This is a genomic window from Methylobacterium sp. BI1 (genome assembly GCF_056680125.1).
The window spans coordinates 378,884-395,124 of sequence record NZ_CM155267.1 but is presented as its reverse complement, the minus strand read 5'-3'; the positions used below and the strand labels follow the sequence as shown (position 1 = coordinate 395,124).

Sequence of the window (16,241 nt, the reverse complement as noted above, 5' to 3'; positions counted from 1 at the left end):
CGCTCAGGCCCGCCCCGCCGCCAGGGGATTGACCCGGAAGAAGTCGAGCATCGCCCGCGTGGCATCCGGCCCGCGCGGATCGGTGTAACTGCCGGCCGCATGGCCGCCGGACCAGGCATGGCCGAGGCCGCGCACGATCCAGCCCTCCACCGCGACCCGGCCGTCCGCATCGGCGTAGCGGGTGCGGGTGTAGGGCAGGCCGCCCGGGCTTACCGCCTCCGCGGCCTCGGGCGTCAGGCCGTCGATGCCGGCCTGGGCCAGAGCCTGCTCGCCGTTGCGCGGGTTCACGGTGCCGTCGCTCTCGCCGTGGAACACGATGGTGGGCACCCGCACCGTGGAGACCGCACCGTCGGTGGCGGCCACGGGGCCGAGGCGCATCACCGTGAGCGCGGTCGAGACGTCGCGGGCACAGCCGGCCGCGAGGCCGGAATGGATGCCCACGGCCGCGTAGAGGTCCGGATAGGCCCGGGCGATGTTCACCGCCGCGGCGCCACCGGCCGACAGGCCGGCGATGTAGACCCGGGTCGGATCGACCCGATGCTCGGCGATGATCGCGCGGGTCAGCCCGGCGATGATCCCGGCCTCGCCGGACTCCCGGCCCTGGTCGACGGGCTGGAACCAGTTCCAGCAGCGCTGGCCGTTGGCGCGCCCGCTCTGGGCCGGGTAGGCCACGAGGAAGCCCTCGGCCTCCGCACGGGCGTTCATGCCGGTGCCGGCGGCGAAATCGTCCGGCGACTGGGTACAGCCGTGCAGCATTACCACCAGGGGCAGGTTCGGACGGGCGTCGCTGGGGACGAACAGCTTGTAGTCCCGTGCCCCGGCCGCGTTGGAGAAGCTGTGCTCCGTGAAGCGGCCGCCCTCGGTGAGGGGCGCGCGGGCCTGGTTGAAGCCCGACGCCCCAAGACCGCCGGCCAGCCCTGAGACCAGACTGCCGAGATTGCCGGCAAGGCCGGAGGGGGTCGCCCCGCCGTGACCGGCCTTGCCGAGGCTCCCGAGCACCGGGGCGATGCCCCGCGTCACCGTGTCCACGACCTTGCGCAGCTTCTCGGGGAGGAGCGCGGCGAGGCGCGCCTCCTCAGCCGCGGCCGAACCCGGCTTGGGTTCGGATTCGAGCCCGGTCTTGAAGGCCGACCGGGATGTCGGCCCGGCCGATGCGCCGGACCGGTCGGATGCCGGGCCGGTCTCGACGCGCTCGGCCACGAGGTCGATGGTGTGGGGCTGGGGCGCCGGAGCGCCGTGGTCGGCCGGAGAACGGGTGGCCGTACCGGCGAAGCCGCGCTGCAGCAGGTCCGTCGCGTCCTGCAGGCGTCCGGCCGCCGTGAGGCGCGTCGCCTCCATCATGTCGGCGAGGCGGTCCTGCATCCGGTTCGAAGAGTCGGTCATGGGGTTCGCTTTCCGGCTCGACGACGGGTCGAACCATGCGAGGTCGGGAACGCGGTTCGTGGAAATCGTCAGAGGAGGCGGTCGGCGAGGGCGGCCTTCACGGCCGGGGTCGCCTGCAGGCTGCCCATGACCTCGATCGACGCGATGGCGTCGCGGGCCAGTTCCGGGGTGACGTCGGGCGCGATGCTGGCGAGCCCGAGGACGCGGATGTCGAGGCGGATGCCGCTGGCGCGCGCGGCCTCGAGTTCGGCCCGGTCGTAGCGGCGCAGGCCGAGTTCGACCCCCTTCCGCGCCACCGACTGCCGGGTCACGTCGCCGTGGCGGGCGATCTGGTTGCGCACGGCGGTGCGGATGAAGTCGCTCCGGTTGGCGTAGACGCTCTCGGACACGAGAAGATCGATATGGCCGAGATCGACGTAGCCGAGATTGATCGTGATCTTCTCGGTGTCGCCGACCCGGATCGGCGCCCTGGGCTTATCTTCGAGATCGAGCATCGGACCTTCCCGTGACCATCCAGTGGGATGGTATATGGGAGGTTTTTGCTGCGATGCAATAAGGGGCCTCGTGCGTCGCAGCATCGGGGCGGCGACGGACTGACCAACCCGCACCGGTCCAGGACGGTTCGCCCGGCCTTCAGGCCGTCTCCTCCTCGCCGAGATAATCGCGCCAGACCGCCCCGCCGCCTCCCAGGGTCGCGATGAAGGCGGCGTGCCGGGTGCGCTCGGCCTCGCTGAGCCGATGGCGCAGCTGGCGCGGGCCCACCGGGACGACCTCGCCGCCATCCCCGATCACCACCACCGCCTCGACCTCCGTCATGGCGAGCCCGAGGCTGGTCTGCTTGCCGCCGAGAAGCTCGACATAGACCTCCGCCAGGATCTGCGCGTCGAGAAGCGCGCCGTGCTTGGTCCGTCGCGTGGTGTCGATGCCGTAGCGCGAGCACAGGGCGTCGAGGTTGTTGGCCGCCCCCGTATGCTTGCGGCGGGCGAGTTGCAGGGTGTCGACGACGGCGGCGAGGTCGATCGGCGGCGGCGCCGCCGCGCCGAGGCGGGCGTATTCCATGTTGAGGAAGCCGACGTCGAAGGGGGCGTTGTGGATCACCAGGGGCGAGTCGCCGCAGAAGTCGCGGAAGGCGTCGACGATGTCGGCGAAGAGCGGCTTGTCGGCCAGGAAGGCGTCGGAGATCCCGTGCACCGCGAAGGCGCCCTGGGAGACCGGCCGGGTCGGGTTGATGAACTGGTGGTAGGACCGGCCGGTCTGGACGTGGTTGATCAGCTCGACGCAGCCGATCTCGATCAGGCGGTCGCCGTTCTTGGCATCCGTGCCGGTGGTCTCGGTGTCGAGGACGATCTCGCGCAGCATCGAAGGATCCTGGAGGGTGGCGTTCGGCCACCGGACCATGCGCCCACTTAAGGCCGCGTCAAGGCGCGGCCGGCCCCGGTCCCGCGGTGAGGTGCCGGATGATCGCCGCCACCTCGGCCTCGGCGTGCTCGAAACCCAGGCCGGTATCGAGGACGAAATCGGCGCGGGCCCGCTTCTCGGCATCGGGCAGCTGCTTGGCGCGGATCGCCTCGAAGGTTGCCGCATCCATGCCGGGCCGGGCGAGCACCCGGGCGCGCTGCACGTCGGGTGGGGCGGTGACCACCAGGACGCGATCGCAGCGGGCCTCGGCGCCGGTCTCGAACAGGAGCGGGATGTCGAGGAGCACCAGGGGCGCCTCGGCGTGGCGGGCGAGGAAGTCCCGGGCCGCGGCCTGGGCCAGGGGATGGACCAGGGCCTCCAGGGCGGCGAGGCGCTCGGGCGCGCCGATCACGGCCTCGCGCAGGCGCGTCCGGTCGACGGCGCCGTCCGCATCCAGGGTACCGGGGAAGGCTGTACCGATGGCGGCCGCCGCCGCGCCGCCGGCGCCGTAGAGGGCATGCACGGCCGCATCCGCATCGTGGACCGGCACGCCATGGCGCGCGAACATCGCCGCGGTGGCGGACTTGCCCATGCCGATGGAGCCGGTGAGCCCGAGGATGACCGGCCGGCTCATGCGGGCACGAGGTCGGCGACGATCCGGGCGCGCAGGGCCGGGGTCACGCGCGGGGTGGTGCGGAACCAGCGGGCGAAGCCCGGCACCGCCTGGTGCAGCAGCATGCCGAGGCCGTCGACGGCGGGCAGGCCCCGCGTCCGCGCCGCGGCGAGGAGGGGCGTCTCCAGGGGGGCGTAGACGATGTCGGCCACCGCCGCGTCCTCGGGCAGGGGCAGGAGGTCGAGGTCGAGGGGCGGATGGCCGACCATGCCGAGGGAGGTGGTGTTCACGAGGAGCCCCGTCCGCGCCAGGGCGTCCGGCAGGTCGTGCCAGGCCACGGCCTCGACCCGGGCCGGATCGAGCGCCACCAGGGCCTCGGCCCGGGCCAGCGTCCGGTTGGCGACCCGGATCCGGGAGAGGCCCCGCTCCAGCAGGCCGACGACGATGGCCCGGGCGGCGCCCCCAGCCCCGAGCACCAGGGCGGTGCCGGCGCCGCGTTCGGTCCAGCCGAGGCCGAGGCTCTGATCGAGATGGGCGACGAAGCCCGGGGCGTCGGTGTTGTCGCCGCAGAGGCGCTCGGAGCCGTCGAAGAACAGGGTGTTGACCGCCCCGATCTTTTCCGCCCGCGGCGTCAGGGACTCGACCAGCCCGAACGCCGCCTCCTTGTGCGGGATGGTGACGTTGCCGCCGGCGAAGCCGTTTGCGCGCAGCCCGGCCAGGAACCCCGGAAAGGCCTCGGGCGCCACGTCGATCCGCTCGTAGCGGCCGTCGATGCCGTGCTCCGCGAGCCAGTGGCCGTGGATCAGGGGCGAGCGCGAATGGGCGATGGGATGTCCGACGACGAAGGCACGGATCATACGGTGCAGTCTCCGGCGAGCGCGCAGGCGGGGCCGCCCGCCTCTTCGATCTGCAGGGTGGCGTGGCCGATGCCGAAGCGGGCCTTCAGCTCGGCGGCCGTGGCGATGAGGAAGCCGTTGCCCGGATGCCCCTCCGCCATGACGAGATGCGCCGTCAGGGCGATGTCGGTGGTGCTCATGGGCCAGATGTGGAGGTCGTGCAGGTCCGCGACGCCGGAGCGCCCGCGCAGGTAGGCACCCACCGCCCCCGGGTCGATGCCGGGGGGCACCGCCGAGAGGGACATCACCACGCTGTCGCGCAGGAGCCCCCAGGTCGCCCAGATGATGAGCCCGGCGATGACGAGGCTGACCAGCGGGTCGATCCAGGCCGCACCCGTCAGCACGATGATGAGGCCGGTCACCACCACGCCGGCCGAGACGGCGGCATCGGCCAGCATGTGCAGGTAGGCACCGCGGATGTTGATGTCCTGGCTGCCCGAGGCGAAGAGCCAGGCGGTGACGCCGTTGACGAGGATGCCGAGGCCGGCCACCACCATCACGGTCAGGCCCGCCACCGGCTGGGGCTCGGGGGCGACCAGGCGGGCGACCGCCTCCCAGGCGATGGCGCCGGTGGCCACCAGCAGGAACACCGCGTTGAACAGGGCCGCGAGGATCGAGGAGCCGCGCAGGCCGTAGGTGAAGCGCGCGGTGGGCGCGCGCTTCACCAGCACCGAGGCGATCCAGGCGACGAGGAGCCCGAGAACGTCCGAGAGGTTGTGGCCGGCATCCGCCACCAGGGCCATGGATTCGCTGGCGAAGCCGTAGATCGCCTCGATGACCACGAAGGCGATGTTCAGGCTGATGCCGATGGCGAAGGCCCGGCCGAAGGTGGCCGGCGCGTGGGCATGGCCGCCATGGGCGAGTCCGCCCCCATGCGAATGACCGCCATGGGAATGGCCGTGCCCGGCAGGGGCGGTGCCGGGCACGGGCGTGGGGGCATGCCCGTGATCGGCGTGGTCGTGGTGATCGTGCCTGTGCTCAGCCATCGGTCCCGCTTTCCGTCCCGCCCCGGGCCCTGTCGGATCGCCGGTTCGCCCCTCGTTGCAGGTTCACCGCATCCCGGCATCCTGTGATCCCGGGATACAGGGCGAACGCCCTCACCAGATAGCCGGCTTCACCGCCGCCAGGATCACGATCAGGATCATGAGGAGCGTCGGCACCTCGTTGAGGACGCGGTAGAATTTGTGTCCGCGCGTGTTCCGGTCGGCGGCGAAGTCCTTGACCATCCGGGCGAGCCAGCCGTGGATGCCGCTCATGGCCAGCACCAGGACGAACTTCGCCTGGAGCCAGCCGGCGGCGTAGTAGCCGCTCATCCAGGCCAGGATCAGCCCGAAGAGCCAGGTGACGATCATGGCCGGGGTCATGATCGCCTTCAGCAGGCGCCGCTCCATGACCTTGAAGGTCTCGGACTGCGCCGCCGCGTGCGGTCCCGGCACGAGGGAGGCGTGGTAGACGAACAGGCGCGGCAGGTAGAGCATCGCCGCCATCCAGGAGATGAGCGCGACGAGGTGCCCGGCCTTGAGCCAGGGATAGAGGCCGTCCATCGCCGCCTCAGCCCCGCAATCGGGCGAGCATGCGCTCGACATGGGCGATCGGCGTCTGCGGCGTGATGCCGTGGCCGAGGTTGAAGATGTGCGGCAGGCCCTCGGTGGCGGCCAGCACCCCGTCCACCGCCGCGTCGAGCGCCGCGCCCCCCGCGATCAGGGTCTCGGGATGAACGTTGCCCTGCGTCACCGTGGTGGCGGGCACCCGGTCGCGCAGGGCCTTGAGGTCCACCGACCAGTCGACGCCGACCGCGTCGGCGGCGGTCTCGGGCACCACCCGGGCATGGCCGTCGAGGCCGGAGCCGCGGGCGAACACGATGATCTTCGCGCCCGGCACCCGGGCGCGGACCCCGGCGATCATCCGGGCGATGGGCTGGAGCGACCAGCGGGTCAGGGCGTCGCGCTCGCCGGCCTCCGGCAGAGCGCTCTCCGAGACGTCGTTGACCGTCTCCTCGGAGGCCTCCTCCGCGCCGCGGGCGTCGGGCAGCGCACCGGCGTGGGATTCGAAGATCTGCACCGCGTCCGCCCCAGCCTCGAGCTGGCGCACCAGATACTCGGTCTGCACGGTGACGAGGCGGTCGATCAGCGCCTCCACCAGGGCGGTGTCGTGCCGGGCCAGCGCCCGGGCCGGGGCGAGATCCGGCGTGCCGCGCCCGCCGATCATGTAGCTCGCCACCGTCCAGGGCGCGCCGCAGAATCCCAGCAGCGTGGTCTCGTGGGGCAATTGCGCGCGCAGGCGGCGCACCGTTTCGAAGACGGGCTCGAGATGGGCGAAGATCGCCGGGTCGCCGGCCTCGCGCAGGCGCTCGAACTCGGCCCGGCCGGCCAGTGCGTCGAGGCGGGGCCCCTCGCCTTCCACGAAGCGGACGTTCTGACCCAGCGCATCCGGGATCACCAGGATGTCCGAGAACAGGATCGAGGCCTCGAAGCCGAAGCGCCGGATCGGCTGCAGCGTCACCTCGGTGGCGAAGTCGGGATTGTAGCAGAGGTCGAGGAAGGACCCGGCCCGGGCCCGCACCTCCCGGTATTCCGGCAGGTAGCGCCCGGCCTGGCGCATCATCCAGGCGGGCGGACGGGGCTGTGCCTCGCCCGCGAGAACCCGCAGGACCGTCCGATCGCCTGAAAGACGGTCCCCTGCAACTGCCTGGCTCATCCGATCTCCGCCGTCCCGTTCTCCGATGGCCGGTATGTAGCACCGAAGCGTCGGATGTCCCTCTCTCGAAAACCCGTGCTCCCGAAAACCTCTCCGCGCTTCCGGGTGCCGAAGGGGAGCTCACGTCGTCATCCCCACACCGGCCCTCTGAAAGGAAAGAGAGATTCTAGGACTCTGTTTTTTCTTTTAGAGGGGCGGATGGCGGGAGCGAAAAACCGTCCACAGGGCGTCCCCGCGGCCGCGGCGTTAATCAGGCTTTAACGGATTGGGTCCAATGTCCCGGATAGGTGATGGCCTACAGTGCCTTGCCCCTGCCCGGCGGTCTCCGACCGGGCCTCGGTCCCGGATTCTCCCAAAACCGTGCGGGAATCGCGCCGGTGTGATCGCGTGTTGACGCCGGAGTCGACAAGCCGGCTGGGCCTCCCGCTGGACCGCCCGGGCAAGCCGGCTTATCCACCCTTATCGACTCCCCTGACCGAGCCCGGTGGACAAGACCCTGCGGCGCGCCGTCGGGGATCCTCTCCGCCGGGCCGGAGGAGACTGCCCCTCGATGAGCCGTAGCTATTTCCACCTGCACCTCGTCTCGGATTCCACCGGCGAGACGCTCATCAACGTGGGCCGCGCGGCCGCCGCCCAGTACGAGGGCGTCTCGGCGATCGAGCACGTCTATCCCCTGGTGCGCTCCGCCCCCCAGCTCGAGCGGGTGATCTCCGAGATCGAGGCCGCGCCCGGGCTCGTGCTCTACACCCTGGTGGGGCATGACCTCACCGAGCGGCTGGAGGCGGCCTGCCGCGAGACCGGCTCGCCCTGCCTCTCGGTGCTCCAGCCGGTGCACGCCCTGCTGCAATCTTATCTCGGAGCGGATTCGACGGCCCGGCCCGGCGCGCAGCACATGCTCAACGCCGAGTACTTCAAGCGCATCGACGCGATGAACTTCACCCTGGCCCATGACGACGGCGTCCTGCCCCTCGACGTGAACGAGGCCGACGTGATCCTCGTGGGCGTCAGCCGCACCTCGAAGACCCCGACCGCGATCTACCTCGCCAATCGCGGCCTGAAGACCGCGAACTTCCCGCTGGTGCCGGGGATGCCCCTGCCCGAGAGCCTGGAGACGGCGCGAAAGCCGCTCCTGGTCGGGCTCCTCGCCAGCCCGGAACGCATCGTCCAGATCCGCCAGAACCGGCTCCTCAGCCTGAAGGCCGACGATTCCTCGCTCTACGTCGATCGCGGCGCCGTGGCCGACGAGATCGCCGCCTGCCGGCGGCTCTGCGCCAAGCACCGCTGGCCGACCATCGACGTGACCCGGCGCTCGATCGAGGAGACGGCGGCCGCCATCCTCGACCTGCACCGGGAGCACCGCCTGAAGTTCATCGCCTCGTGAGCGCCCCGCGCCAGCCGGAGGTCGCCTCGCCCTGGCGCGGGGGCCTGCCCCTCCTCCTCGCCTCCACCAGCGCGACGCGGCGCGCGCTCCTCGAGAGCGCCGGCCTCGCCGTCGACACCGAGAGCCCCGGCGTCGACGAGCGCGCGGTTGAGGCGGACTGCGCCGGCCTGCCACCGGAGGCCCTCGCCCGGCGCCTCGCCGAGGCCAAGGCGGGGGCCGTGGCGGGCCGCCGGCCCGGGCGCGTGGTCGTCGGCGCCGACCAGGTCCTCGCCTGCGACGGCACCCTGTTCCACAAGCCGTCGGATCTCGCTGCCGCCGCCGCGCAGATCGGCGCCCTCGCGGGCCGGACCCACGCGCTGCATGCGGCCGTGGCCCTGGCCGTCGACGGCGCCGTGGTCGAGAGCTTCGTCGAGACCGCACACCTGACCATGCGGCCCCTCGATGCCGCGGCGATCGCGGCCTATGTCGCTCTCGCCGGGCCCGACCGGGTCTGCGCCAGCGTCGGCGGCTATCAGCTGGAAGGCCTCGGCATCCACCTGTTCGCGGCGATCGCGGGCGACCAGTCCACCATCCTCGGCCTGCCGCTGCTGCCGCTCCTGGCACGGCTTCGGGCCCGGGGCTGGCTCAGCTTCTGACGTTTCTTCCGACTTCGCGAGGCCCGCTCCATGGTGACGCTTCTCCGACCGCTCCTCGGCGGCCTGCTCCTCGTCCTCGCGGCCGGCTCGGCCGAGGCCGCCAGCTTCTCCTGCGAGAAGGCGGAAACCGCCGACGAGAAGGCGATCTGCGCCCACCTCCCCCTCAACGACCTCGACGTGGAGATGGCGACCCGCTTCGAGATCCTGCGGGCGATGCTGCCCATGGGCGGCAACGCCAAGCTGCGCGAGGACCAGGAGGCCTGGCTCACCGAGCGCCGCGCCTGCGGTGCCGACGTGGCGTGTCTGAAGCAATCCTACGAAGGCCGGCTGACGGTCTTGCGGGCCGTGTTCTCGGAATTTGCCAAGCAGGGCCCCCTCTGAGGCCGGAACCCCGGCGCTTCAGCCGAGCTGCCAGTCGATCGGGGCGATGCCGTGGGCCGACAGCCAGGCATTGGCGGCGTCGAAGGGGCGCGAGCCGGGAAAGTCCCGCGCGCGGTTGAGCGGCGAGGGATGGCCGCATTCCACGATGCCGTGGCGGCCGGCCTCCACCAGGGCGGCGCGGGCCCGCGCCTGGGCACCCCACAGCAGGAACACCGCCGGCTCCGGGCGGGCCGAGACCGCCGCCACCGCCTGGTCGGTCAGGGCCGCCCAACCGTAGCGCAGGTGCGCGCCGGCCTTGCCGGCCTCCACCGTGAGGGCGGCGTTGAGGAGGAGCACGCCCTGCCGGGCCCAGGGGGTGAGGTCGCCCGTCCGGGGCTTGGCCGGCGGGACGCCCGGTTCGGCGAGCTCGGCCAGGATCACCTTGAGCGAGGCCGGGAGCCGCCGCGGGCCGACATACGAGAAGGCGAGGCCGTTGGCGTCGCCCGGGGTCGGATAGGGATCCTGGCCCAGGATGACGACCTTCACCCGGTCGAGGGGCGTGAGCGCCAGGGCGTTGAAGATGTTTTCCGGCGCCGGCAGCACGGTGGCGCCCGCGGCGATGCGGGCATCGACCCGGGCGGCCACCGCATCGGCGGCCCCGTCGTGGAAGAACGGCAGGGCGAGCCAGGGCGAGCCCGAACTGCGGAAGCGGGTCAGGGCGTCGGCGACGGGCGTCTCGGACATCAGCGAACCAGGATGCGGCCCTCCGCGGGGGCGGGGAGCGGGGCGTTGGCGCGGATATAGGCCATCACCGCATTGGCCACGAGCTGTCCGTCGGTCCGCCCGATCAGGGTCCGGCCCCGGGCGAGGTCGCCGTAGCCGTTGCCGCTGTCGTACAGGAAGTTGTTCGACGCGACCGTATAGGATGCGTCCGGGTCGACGGGGCTGTCCGCCGCGGTCAGCGACAGGATCCGCTTGCCCACCGGCGCGGCGGGATCGAGAGTGACGACGAGGCCGGAGACCTGGGGGAAGCGGCCCGCCGGGCGGCCCCAATCGGCCAGCGCCCCTTCGAGGAGGGCGCGGAGCCGCGCGCCCGTCAGCGAGACCAGCACGACGGTGTTGCCGAACGGCAGCTCGGTGAGGATGTCCCGGCGGGTCAGGGTCGCGCCGGCGGGATAGAGCCGGTTGCCCCGGATGCCGCCGCCGTTGGTGATCGCGATCTGCGCCCCGGTGGCGGCCCGCAGGGCGTCGGCCACGAGGCTGCCGAAGCTCGCCTCGCGGACCCGCACGGCGGCGATGCGGCTGTCGAGGGGCGCGCGGGTCACGCCCACCGGCACGTCGAGTTCCCGTGACAGCGCACCCTGGAGGCGCTGCACCACCGCCAGGGTCTCGGGGTCGGGGGTGACCTGGGCCGAGTCGTGGATGCGGAAGCTCGGGCGCCAGTCCACGCGCCGCTCCCGCCCCGTGCCGGTCACCGTCGCGGTCACGTCGATGGCGGTGACGTAATGGGCGTCGAAGCTCGATTCCGCCATCACGGTCTGGCCGTCGTAGCGCACCACGAGGTCGTGGTCGTGGCCCGAGAGCAGGATATCGACGAGGCGGGCGGCCACGATGGCGTCGTCGGTGGGGCGGGCCGTGTGGCAGACGCCCACCACGAGGTCGACGCCCGTCTCCCGCAGGGCCTGGACCTCGCGGGCCAGGGTCTCGATCTCGGGCGCGAAGCGCAGGTCGCCCGCCTGCGATTTCTCCGGCGTGCTCGCCAGGGCGATCCCCACCACGCCGACCCGGATGCCCCCGAGGGTGACGACCATTCGGTCGCGCAGGCCCGGCAGGGGTTGGCCGGCCCCGTCGCGCAGGTTGGCCGCCAGGACGGGGAAGTTCGCCTCGCCCATGCGCTCGGCGAAGGTCGCCGGGCCGAAATCGAACTCGTGGTTGCCGGGCACGAACACGTCGGGCGGGGCGCGGTTGAGCAGTTCGACGATGTGGGCGCCACGGTCGAAGCCCGACAGCAGCGAGGGCGAGAGGGTGTCTCCCGCATGGGCGTAGAGCATCGGCACGCCCCGGGCCCGCTCGGCCTTCACGATGGCGGCGAGGCGCGCGAAGCCGCCCCGGCCGTCGACCTCGGCCATCTGGTAGAGGTCGTTGACGAGGAGCAGGGTGAAGGTCGGTTCGGGCGTCGCCGCGGGCGCGGCCGCGGCCGTGCCGCCCAGACCGACGGCGAGACCCGCCCCGAGGCCGAGGGTCTGGCGGCGGTTCGGGATCGTCCTGGGGGGATTCGTCACGGCGGCGTCTCGGGCGTCGGGCATGCGGCCGGATGCCGCCTGACACCGCGTTCTAGAACGCCGTTCACGAAGGGGCTACGACGGCCGCGACCGCCGCGCAGGCTTCAGCGCGACACGAAGGTGTCGCGCACCGCCTTGGCGTTGCGGCGGACCATCGGCCAGAGCCAGGCGCCGGAGGCCAGGAAGACGGCGGGCGGCATCGGTTTCAGCTCCACGGCCAGGCGCTCGGCGAGGCCGGGATTGGCCAGGGCCACGGGCGGGGCGTCGGTCTTGGCATAGACCACCGCGGTGTTCTCCCGCGGGTAGTCCGGATGCGGCACGAGGCCGGCCCGGCGGGCGGTGAGGTCGAAGGTCTCGCGTACGAAGCCGTGGACATGAGCGAAGTGGAAGCGCTCGTGCGCCGGCTTGCCCGTGGTGGCCATGTCGGGCACCGCGGCGAAGAGCACGCCGTCCGGCTTTAGCCAGCGGGACAGCCGATCCATCACGTCGGCGGGGTCGCGCAGGTGCTCCAGCACGTGCCGCGTGGTGATGACGTCGAAATGCGATTCCGGGAAGCGCTCGTCGCCGGCATCGTCCAGCACCTCCACGCCGTGATGGGTGCGGGCGTAGTTGGCGTAGTCCCGCCCCGGCTCGATGCCGATCGCCTCGCAGCCCTTCGCGCGGGCCTCGGCCAGGAACTCGCCCGAGCCCGAGCCGAAATCGAGGACCCTGGCGCCGGGCTTCAGCTTGGGCGCCAGGAGGCCGGCGCGGAAGGCGGCCTCGCGGGCCGAGCGCTTGAGGTGGACCCGCGGCGGGCCGCCCGCGAAGGCGAGCTGGTAATCGGCCCGGTAGGCACTGGCGTAGTAGTCCGCGAGCTCGGCCGGCGTCGGCATCGGGTCGGTGCGGATCAGGCCGCACTGGCGGCAGGCGATGGATTTCAGGGTCTTCAGCCGGCGGTCGCTCTCGGCCACCACCACGGACTCGGCCGAGCCGCAGAGATTGCAGGCGGTCGGCCCCCCCGTATAGGGATAACCCGTGAAGGGCATGAAGTGGTTGAGGAAGTACCGGGGAGACGGCATGTCGCGCCTTCATCCATCGCAGGATCGCTGGAAGGCTCCGTGCTCTAGATAGATATCCCCAACGACACAACCTTTGTGAACCCGCCGCTCTCAAGCGCTCACCTCCAGGGCGATACGGAAACCCGATGAACGAACGCGTCGCACCGCCGCTCCCGCAGGACGGCCTGTCGCTCCCGACCCAGACGAGCGTGCCCGGAGGCGCCCCCGCAACGGCGCCTGGAGCCGCTCCCGGGCCCGGACCTGCCACCCTGCCGGCCGAGCATCCGCCGGTGCGCTGGGGCCGGGTCGGCGTCCTCCTGATGAATCTCGGGACGCCGGAGGGCACGAGCTACTGGCCGATGCGCCGCTACCTCAAAGAATTCCTCTCCGACCGCCGGGTGATCGAGGTGCCGCGCCTGATCTGGTGGCCGCTCCTCAACCTCATCATCCTGACGAAGCGCCCGGGGCCCAAGGGCCGCGACTATGCCAGCGTGTGGAACAACGAGCGCGACGAGGGCCCCCTGAAGACGATCACCCGCGGCCAGGCCGAGCGCCTGCAGGCGGCGATGGGTGATTCGGTCGTGGTCGACTGGGCCATGCGCTACGGCAAGCCCGAGGTCTCCGTGCGGATCCAGGCCCTGCTCGACCAGGGCTGCGACCGCATCCTCCTGGTGCCGCTCTACCCGCAATACGCCGCCGCGACCTCGGCCACGGCCTGCGACCAGGCCTTCAAGGCCCTGATGCAGATGCGGTGGCAGCCGACGGTGCGGGTCTCGCCGCCCTATCACGACGACCCCGTCTACATCGACGCGATGGCGACCTCGATCCGCGAGGGCCTGGCCAAGCTCGACTTCGAGCCCGAGGTGATCCTGACCTCGTTCCACGGGGTGCCGAAGAGCTACCTCCTCAAGGGCGACCCCTACCATTGCCAGTGCGTGAAGACCGGGCGCCTGATCCGCGAGGCGCTGGGCTTCTCGCCGGAGACGATGCGCACCACCTTCCAGTCGCGCTTCGGCAACGAGGAATGGCTGCGGCCCTACACCGACGAGACGGTGCAGACGCTGGCCAAGAGCGGCGTCAAGCGCATGGCGATCGTGGCGCCCGGCTTCACCGCCGACTGCCTCGAGACTTTGGAGGAGCTCGACGGCGAGAACCGCCACTACTTCGAGGACAATGGCGGCGAGCAGTTCGCCTACATCCCCTGCCTGAACGACAGCGACCTCGGCATGCGGGTGATCGAGACCGTGGTCCGGCGCGAATTGCAGGGCTGGGTCTAGCGTCCCGGGCCGGAGGGCGGCGCCGAAAGCCATCGCCAAGTGCAGGCCCGGTTGCTACTAGAGCCCGCGACGAGGCGGCAGGCGAGACGATGACGAGACCGGAGGCAGGCGGGGGCACCGCGGGCGAACGATCGCAGGAGCACCTGCGCCTGCTCGCTCATTTCCAGGAGGCCGGCTACGGCGCCGTGACGCCGCCGGTGCTCCAGCCGGTGGAGCCGTTCCTCGAACTCTCCGGCGAGGACATCCGCCGGCGTATCTTCGTGACCCAGGACGCCGGGGGCAGCGAGCTCTGCCTGCGCCCGGAATTCACGATTCCGGTCTGCCGCCACCACCTCGCCCATGCCCCGAAGTTGTCCGCGCCCCGGGACTCGCAGGGGGCCGACTACAGCTATCTCGGACCGGTCTTCCGGCTCGCCGGCGACGAGCCGGACGAGTTTCTCCAGGCCGGCATCGAGTCGGTCGGGCGCACCGACACGCCGGCCGCCGACGCGGAGGTGATCGGCCTCGCCCTGGAGGGCCTCGCCCTGCTCGGGCGCAGCGACGTCGCCGTCCGCCTCGGCGACATGGGCCTGATCGACGCCCTGCTCGACGCCCTCAACGTGCCGCCCACCGCCAAGCGCCGCACCCTGCGGGCGCTGGCGGCCGGCCGTTCCCTCGACGCGGTCACCAACGGTCTGCGCACGGAAGACCCCCATGCGGGTCTCCTCGCGGCGATCCAGGGCCAGGATCCGAAGGGGGTTCGCGCCTTCGTGGAGGACGTCCTGTCGATCGCCGGCATCTCGCGGGTCGGCGGCCGCAGCGCGGGCGAGATCGCCGAACGCTTCCTCGCCAAGGCGTCCGCGCAGGCGAGCGGCGGCTCCGGGCTCAACCCCGAGAACCGCGCCGTCATCGACCGCTATCGCGCCATCGCGGGCGATCCCGACAGCGCCGCCGCCGCGGTGCGGGCCCTGGTGCAGGAGGCCGGCCTCGACCACCCGCCTCTCGACGCGGCCCTCGACCTGTTCGAGGAGCGCACCGGCTTCATGGCCGCCCGCGGTCTCGCCGTGGAGCGCTTCCGCTTCTCCGGCGGCTTCGCCCGCAACCTCGACTACTACACCGGCTTCATCTTCGAGGGCACGGCCCCCGATGCGCCGAAGCTGCCGCTGGTGGGCGGCGGCCGCTACGACGGCCTGCTCCAGCACCTCGGGAGCCCCGTGCCCGTGCCCGCCGTCGGGTGCGCCGTCTGGCTCTCGCGGGTCGTCGCGGACGCCCCCACCGACAAGGACGCGACCGTTGGCTGAACCGGATTCCCTCGTCCTCGCGGTCCCCTCCAAGGGCCGGCTGCAGGAGAACGCCGCCGCCTTCTTCGCCCGGGCCGGCCTCAAGCTCGCCCAGAACACCGGCGCGCGCGACTACCGCGGAAAGCTCGTGGGCGTGCCCGGCGTCGAGGTGCGCTACCTCTCGGCCTCCGAGATCGCGGCGCAGCTCGCCAGCGGGGCAGCCCATCTCGGCATCACCGGCGAGGACCTGATCCGCGAATCGCTGCCCGACGCCCGCGGCCAGGTCGAGCTCCTGACGCCGCTGGGCTTCGGCCAGGCCACCGTGGTGGTCGCCGTGCCCCAGGCCTGGATCGACGTCCGCGCCATGAGCGACCTCGACGAGGTCGCCGCCGAGATGCGGGTCCGCCACGGCAAGCGCCTGCGCATCGCCACGAAGTACATCAACCTCACCCGCCGGTTCTTCGCCGAGCACGGGGTGGCGGATTACCGCATCGTCGAGAGCCTGGGTGCCACCGAGGGGGCGCCGGCGGCCGGTTCGGCCGAGATCATCGTCGACATCACCACCACGGGGGCGACGCTGGCCGCCAACGCCCTGAAGATCCTGGAGGACGGGATCATCCTGCGCTCGGAGGCGAACCTCGTCGCCTCCCTGAACGCGCCGTGGGGCGAGTCCCAGCGCCGGGCCCTGCGCGCCGTCCTCGGCCGCATCCAGGCGGAGGAGCGCGCCCGCACCACCCGGGAGGTCCGCGCCGCCATGCCGGACGACGGCGACATCGACCTCGCCGGCATCGCCGCCCTGCACGACGCGGCCCTGCCCTACGGCGCCCCCGAGGGCCGCGGCGAGATGGTGCTGCACTGCCCGGTCGATGCGGTGTTCGACCTCGCCGACGCCCTGGTGAAGGCCGGGGCGGGCGCCGTGAACGTGCGCAAGATCGACTACGCCTTCACGCCGGACAACCCGCTGATGGACCGGCTGCTGAGCCGCCTCGGCTGAGTCTTGCATCTGAAAGACTCCCGTTCGGA

17 protein-coding genes are annotated in these 16,241 nt (G+C 72.1%); 6 read left to right on the top strand and 11 right to left on the bottom strand.

The features are described from left to right. Nucleotides 1-3 precede the first annotated feature (3 nt). From AC1MGR_RS01905 to AC1MGR_RS01870, 8 genes are all read right to left on the bottom strand, one after another. Nucleotides 4-1,383 carry an extracellular catalytic domain type 1 short-chain-length polyhydroxyalkanoate depolymerase gene (locus tag AC1MGR_RS01905; RefSeq protein ID WP_480233473.1) on the bottom strand — a complete coding sequence of 460 codons (1,380 nt, stop codon included), beginning with the start codon at nt 1,381-1,383 and terminating at the stop codon, nt 4-6. A 68-nt stretch (nt 1,384-1,451) separates the two neighbouring features. Beyond that, nucleotides 1,452-1,877 (bottom strand): CopG family transcriptional regulator, encoded by a 426-nt coding sequence (locus AC1MGR_RS01900; protein ID WP_108035852.1) that lies wholly within the window; start codon nt 1,875-1,877, stop codon nt 1,452-1,454. 139 nt (nt 1,878-2,016) lie between these two features. Further along, nucleotides 2,017-2,742, bottom strand: a complete 726-nt coding sequence (dnaQ, locus tag AC1MGR_RS01895) for a DNA polymerase III subunit epsilon (protein ID WP_108035850.1) — start codon at nt 2,740-2,742, stop codon at nt 2,017-2,019. A 58-nt stretch (nt 2,743-2,800) separates the two neighbouring features. After that, nucleotides 2,801-3,415 (bottom strand): dephospho-CoA kinase, encoded by a 615-nt coding sequence (coaE, locus tag AC1MGR_RS01890; protein WP_480233472.1) that lies wholly within the window; start codon nt 3,413-3,415, stop codon nt 2,801-2,803. Then, nucleotides 3,412-4,251, bottom strand: coding sequence for a shikimate dehydrogenase (locus AC1MGR_RS01885; protein WP_480233471.1), 840 nt, complete (start codon nt 4,249-4,251; stop codon nt 3,412-3,414). The genes coaE and AC1MGR_RS01885 overlap by 4 nt, the downstream gene beginning before the upstream one ends. Continuing rightward, the gene (locus AC1MGR_RS01880) at nt 4,248-5,276 is read right to left on the bottom strand and encodes a cation diffusion facilitator family transporter (protein WP_480233470.1); all 1,029 of its coding nucleotides are present in this window, start codon (nt 5,274-5,276) and stop codon (nt 4,248-4,250) included. The genes AC1MGR_RS01885 and AC1MGR_RS01880 overlap by 4 nt, the downstream gene beginning before the upstream one ends. Before the next feature lie 111 nt (nt 5,277-5,387). Further along, nucleotides 5,388-5,834: a protoporphyrinogen oxidase HemJ gene (gene hemJ, locus AC1MGR_RS01875; protein ID WP_480233469.1), complete on the bottom strand. Its 447-nt coding sequence runs from the start codon at nt 5,832-5,834 to the stop codon at nt 5,388-5,390. Between the two features lie 7 nt (nt 5,835-5,841). Then, on the bottom strand, nt 5,842-6,987 hold the full coding sequence (locus tag AC1MGR_RS01870) for a uroporphyrinogen decarboxylase (protein ID WP_480233468.1): 1,146 nt from the start codon (nt 6,985-6,987) through the stop codon (nt 5,842-5,844). Nucleotides 6,988-7,537: 550 nt separating this feature from the next. On the opposite strand from AC1MGR_RS01870, the gene AC1MGR_RS01865 reads away from it, so the two are divergent. The 3 genes from AC1MGR_RS01865 to AC1MGR_RS01855 are packed head-to-tail and all read left to right on the top strand — an operon-like array spanning nt 7,538 to nt 9,384. After that, complete coding sequence (locus tag AC1MGR_RS01865; protein WP_108035838.1) at nt 7,538-8,368, top strand: pyruvate, water dikinase regulatory protein; 831 nt, start codon at nt 7,538-7,540, stop codon at nt 8,366-8,368. After that, a complete protein-coding gene (locus AC1MGR_RS01860; RefSeq protein WP_108035836.1) occupies nt 8,365-9,003 on the top strand; it encodes a Maf family protein in 639 nt (212 codons plus the stop codon). The genes AC1MGR_RS01865 and AC1MGR_RS01860 overlap by 4 nt, the downstream gene beginning before the upstream one ends. Before the next feature lie 30 nt (nt 9,004-9,033). After that, nucleotides 9,034-9,384 (top strand): lysozyme inhibitor LprI family protein, encoded by a 351-nt coding sequence (locus tag AC1MGR_RS01855; protein WP_108035834.1) that lies wholly within the window; start codon nt 9,034-9,036, stop codon nt 9,382-9,384. Between the two features lie 18 nt (nt 9,385-9,402). Here the strand turns inward: AC1MGR_RS01855 and AC1MGR_RS01850 are convergent, their stop codons facing one another. The 3 genes from AC1MGR_RS01850 to AC1MGR_RS01840 form a co-directional block, all read right to left on the bottom strand. Beyond that, nucleotides 9,403-10,107, bottom strand: a complete 705-nt coding sequence (locus tag AC1MGR_RS01850; protein WP_480233467.1) for a uracil-DNA glycosylase — start codon at nt 10,105-10,107, stop codon at nt 9,403-9,405. After that, a complete protein-coding gene (locus AC1MGR_RS01845; RefSeq protein ID WP_480233466.1) occupies nt 10,107-11,645 on the bottom strand; it encodes a bifunctional metallophosphatase/5'-nucleotidase in 1,539 nt (512 codons plus the stop codon). Before AC1MGR_RS01845 ends, AC1MGR_RS01850 begins: the two co-directional genes overlap by 1 nt. 104 nt (nt 11,646-11,749) lie before the next feature. Further along, nucleotides 11,750-12,703 (bottom strand): class I SAM-dependent methyltransferase, encoded by a 954-nt coding sequence (locus AC1MGR_RS01840; protein ID WP_108035828.1) that lies wholly within the window; start codon nt 12,701-12,703, stop codon nt 11,750-11,752. A 125-nt stretch (nt 12,704-12,828) separates the two neighbouring features. On the opposite strand from AC1MGR_RS01840, the gene hemH reads away from it, so the two are divergent. From hemH to hisG, 3 genes are all read left to right on the top strand, one after another. Further along, nucleotides 12,829-13,959, top strand: coding sequence for a ferrochelatase (hemH, locus tag AC1MGR_RS01835; RefSeq protein ID WP_480233465.1), 1,131 nt, complete (start codon nt 12,829-12,831; stop codon nt 13,957-13,959). 89 nt (nt 13,960-14,048) lie between these two features. Next, the gene (locus tag AC1MGR_RS01830) at nt 14,049-15,239 is read left to right on the top strand and encodes an ATP phosphoribosyltransferase regulatory subunit (RefSeq protein WP_108035826.1); all 1,191 of its coding nucleotides are present in this window, start codon (nt 14,049-14,051) and stop codon (nt 15,237-15,239) included. Next, nucleotides 15,232-16,212: an ATP phosphoribosyltransferase gene (hisG, locus tag AC1MGR_RS01825; protein WP_108035824.1), complete on the top strand. Its 981-nt coding sequence runs from the start codon at nt 15,232-15,234 to the stop codon at nt 16,210-16,212. Before AC1MGR_RS01830 ends, hisG begins: the two co-directional genes overlap by 8 nt. Nucleotides 16,213-16,241 lie beyond the last annotated feature (29 nt).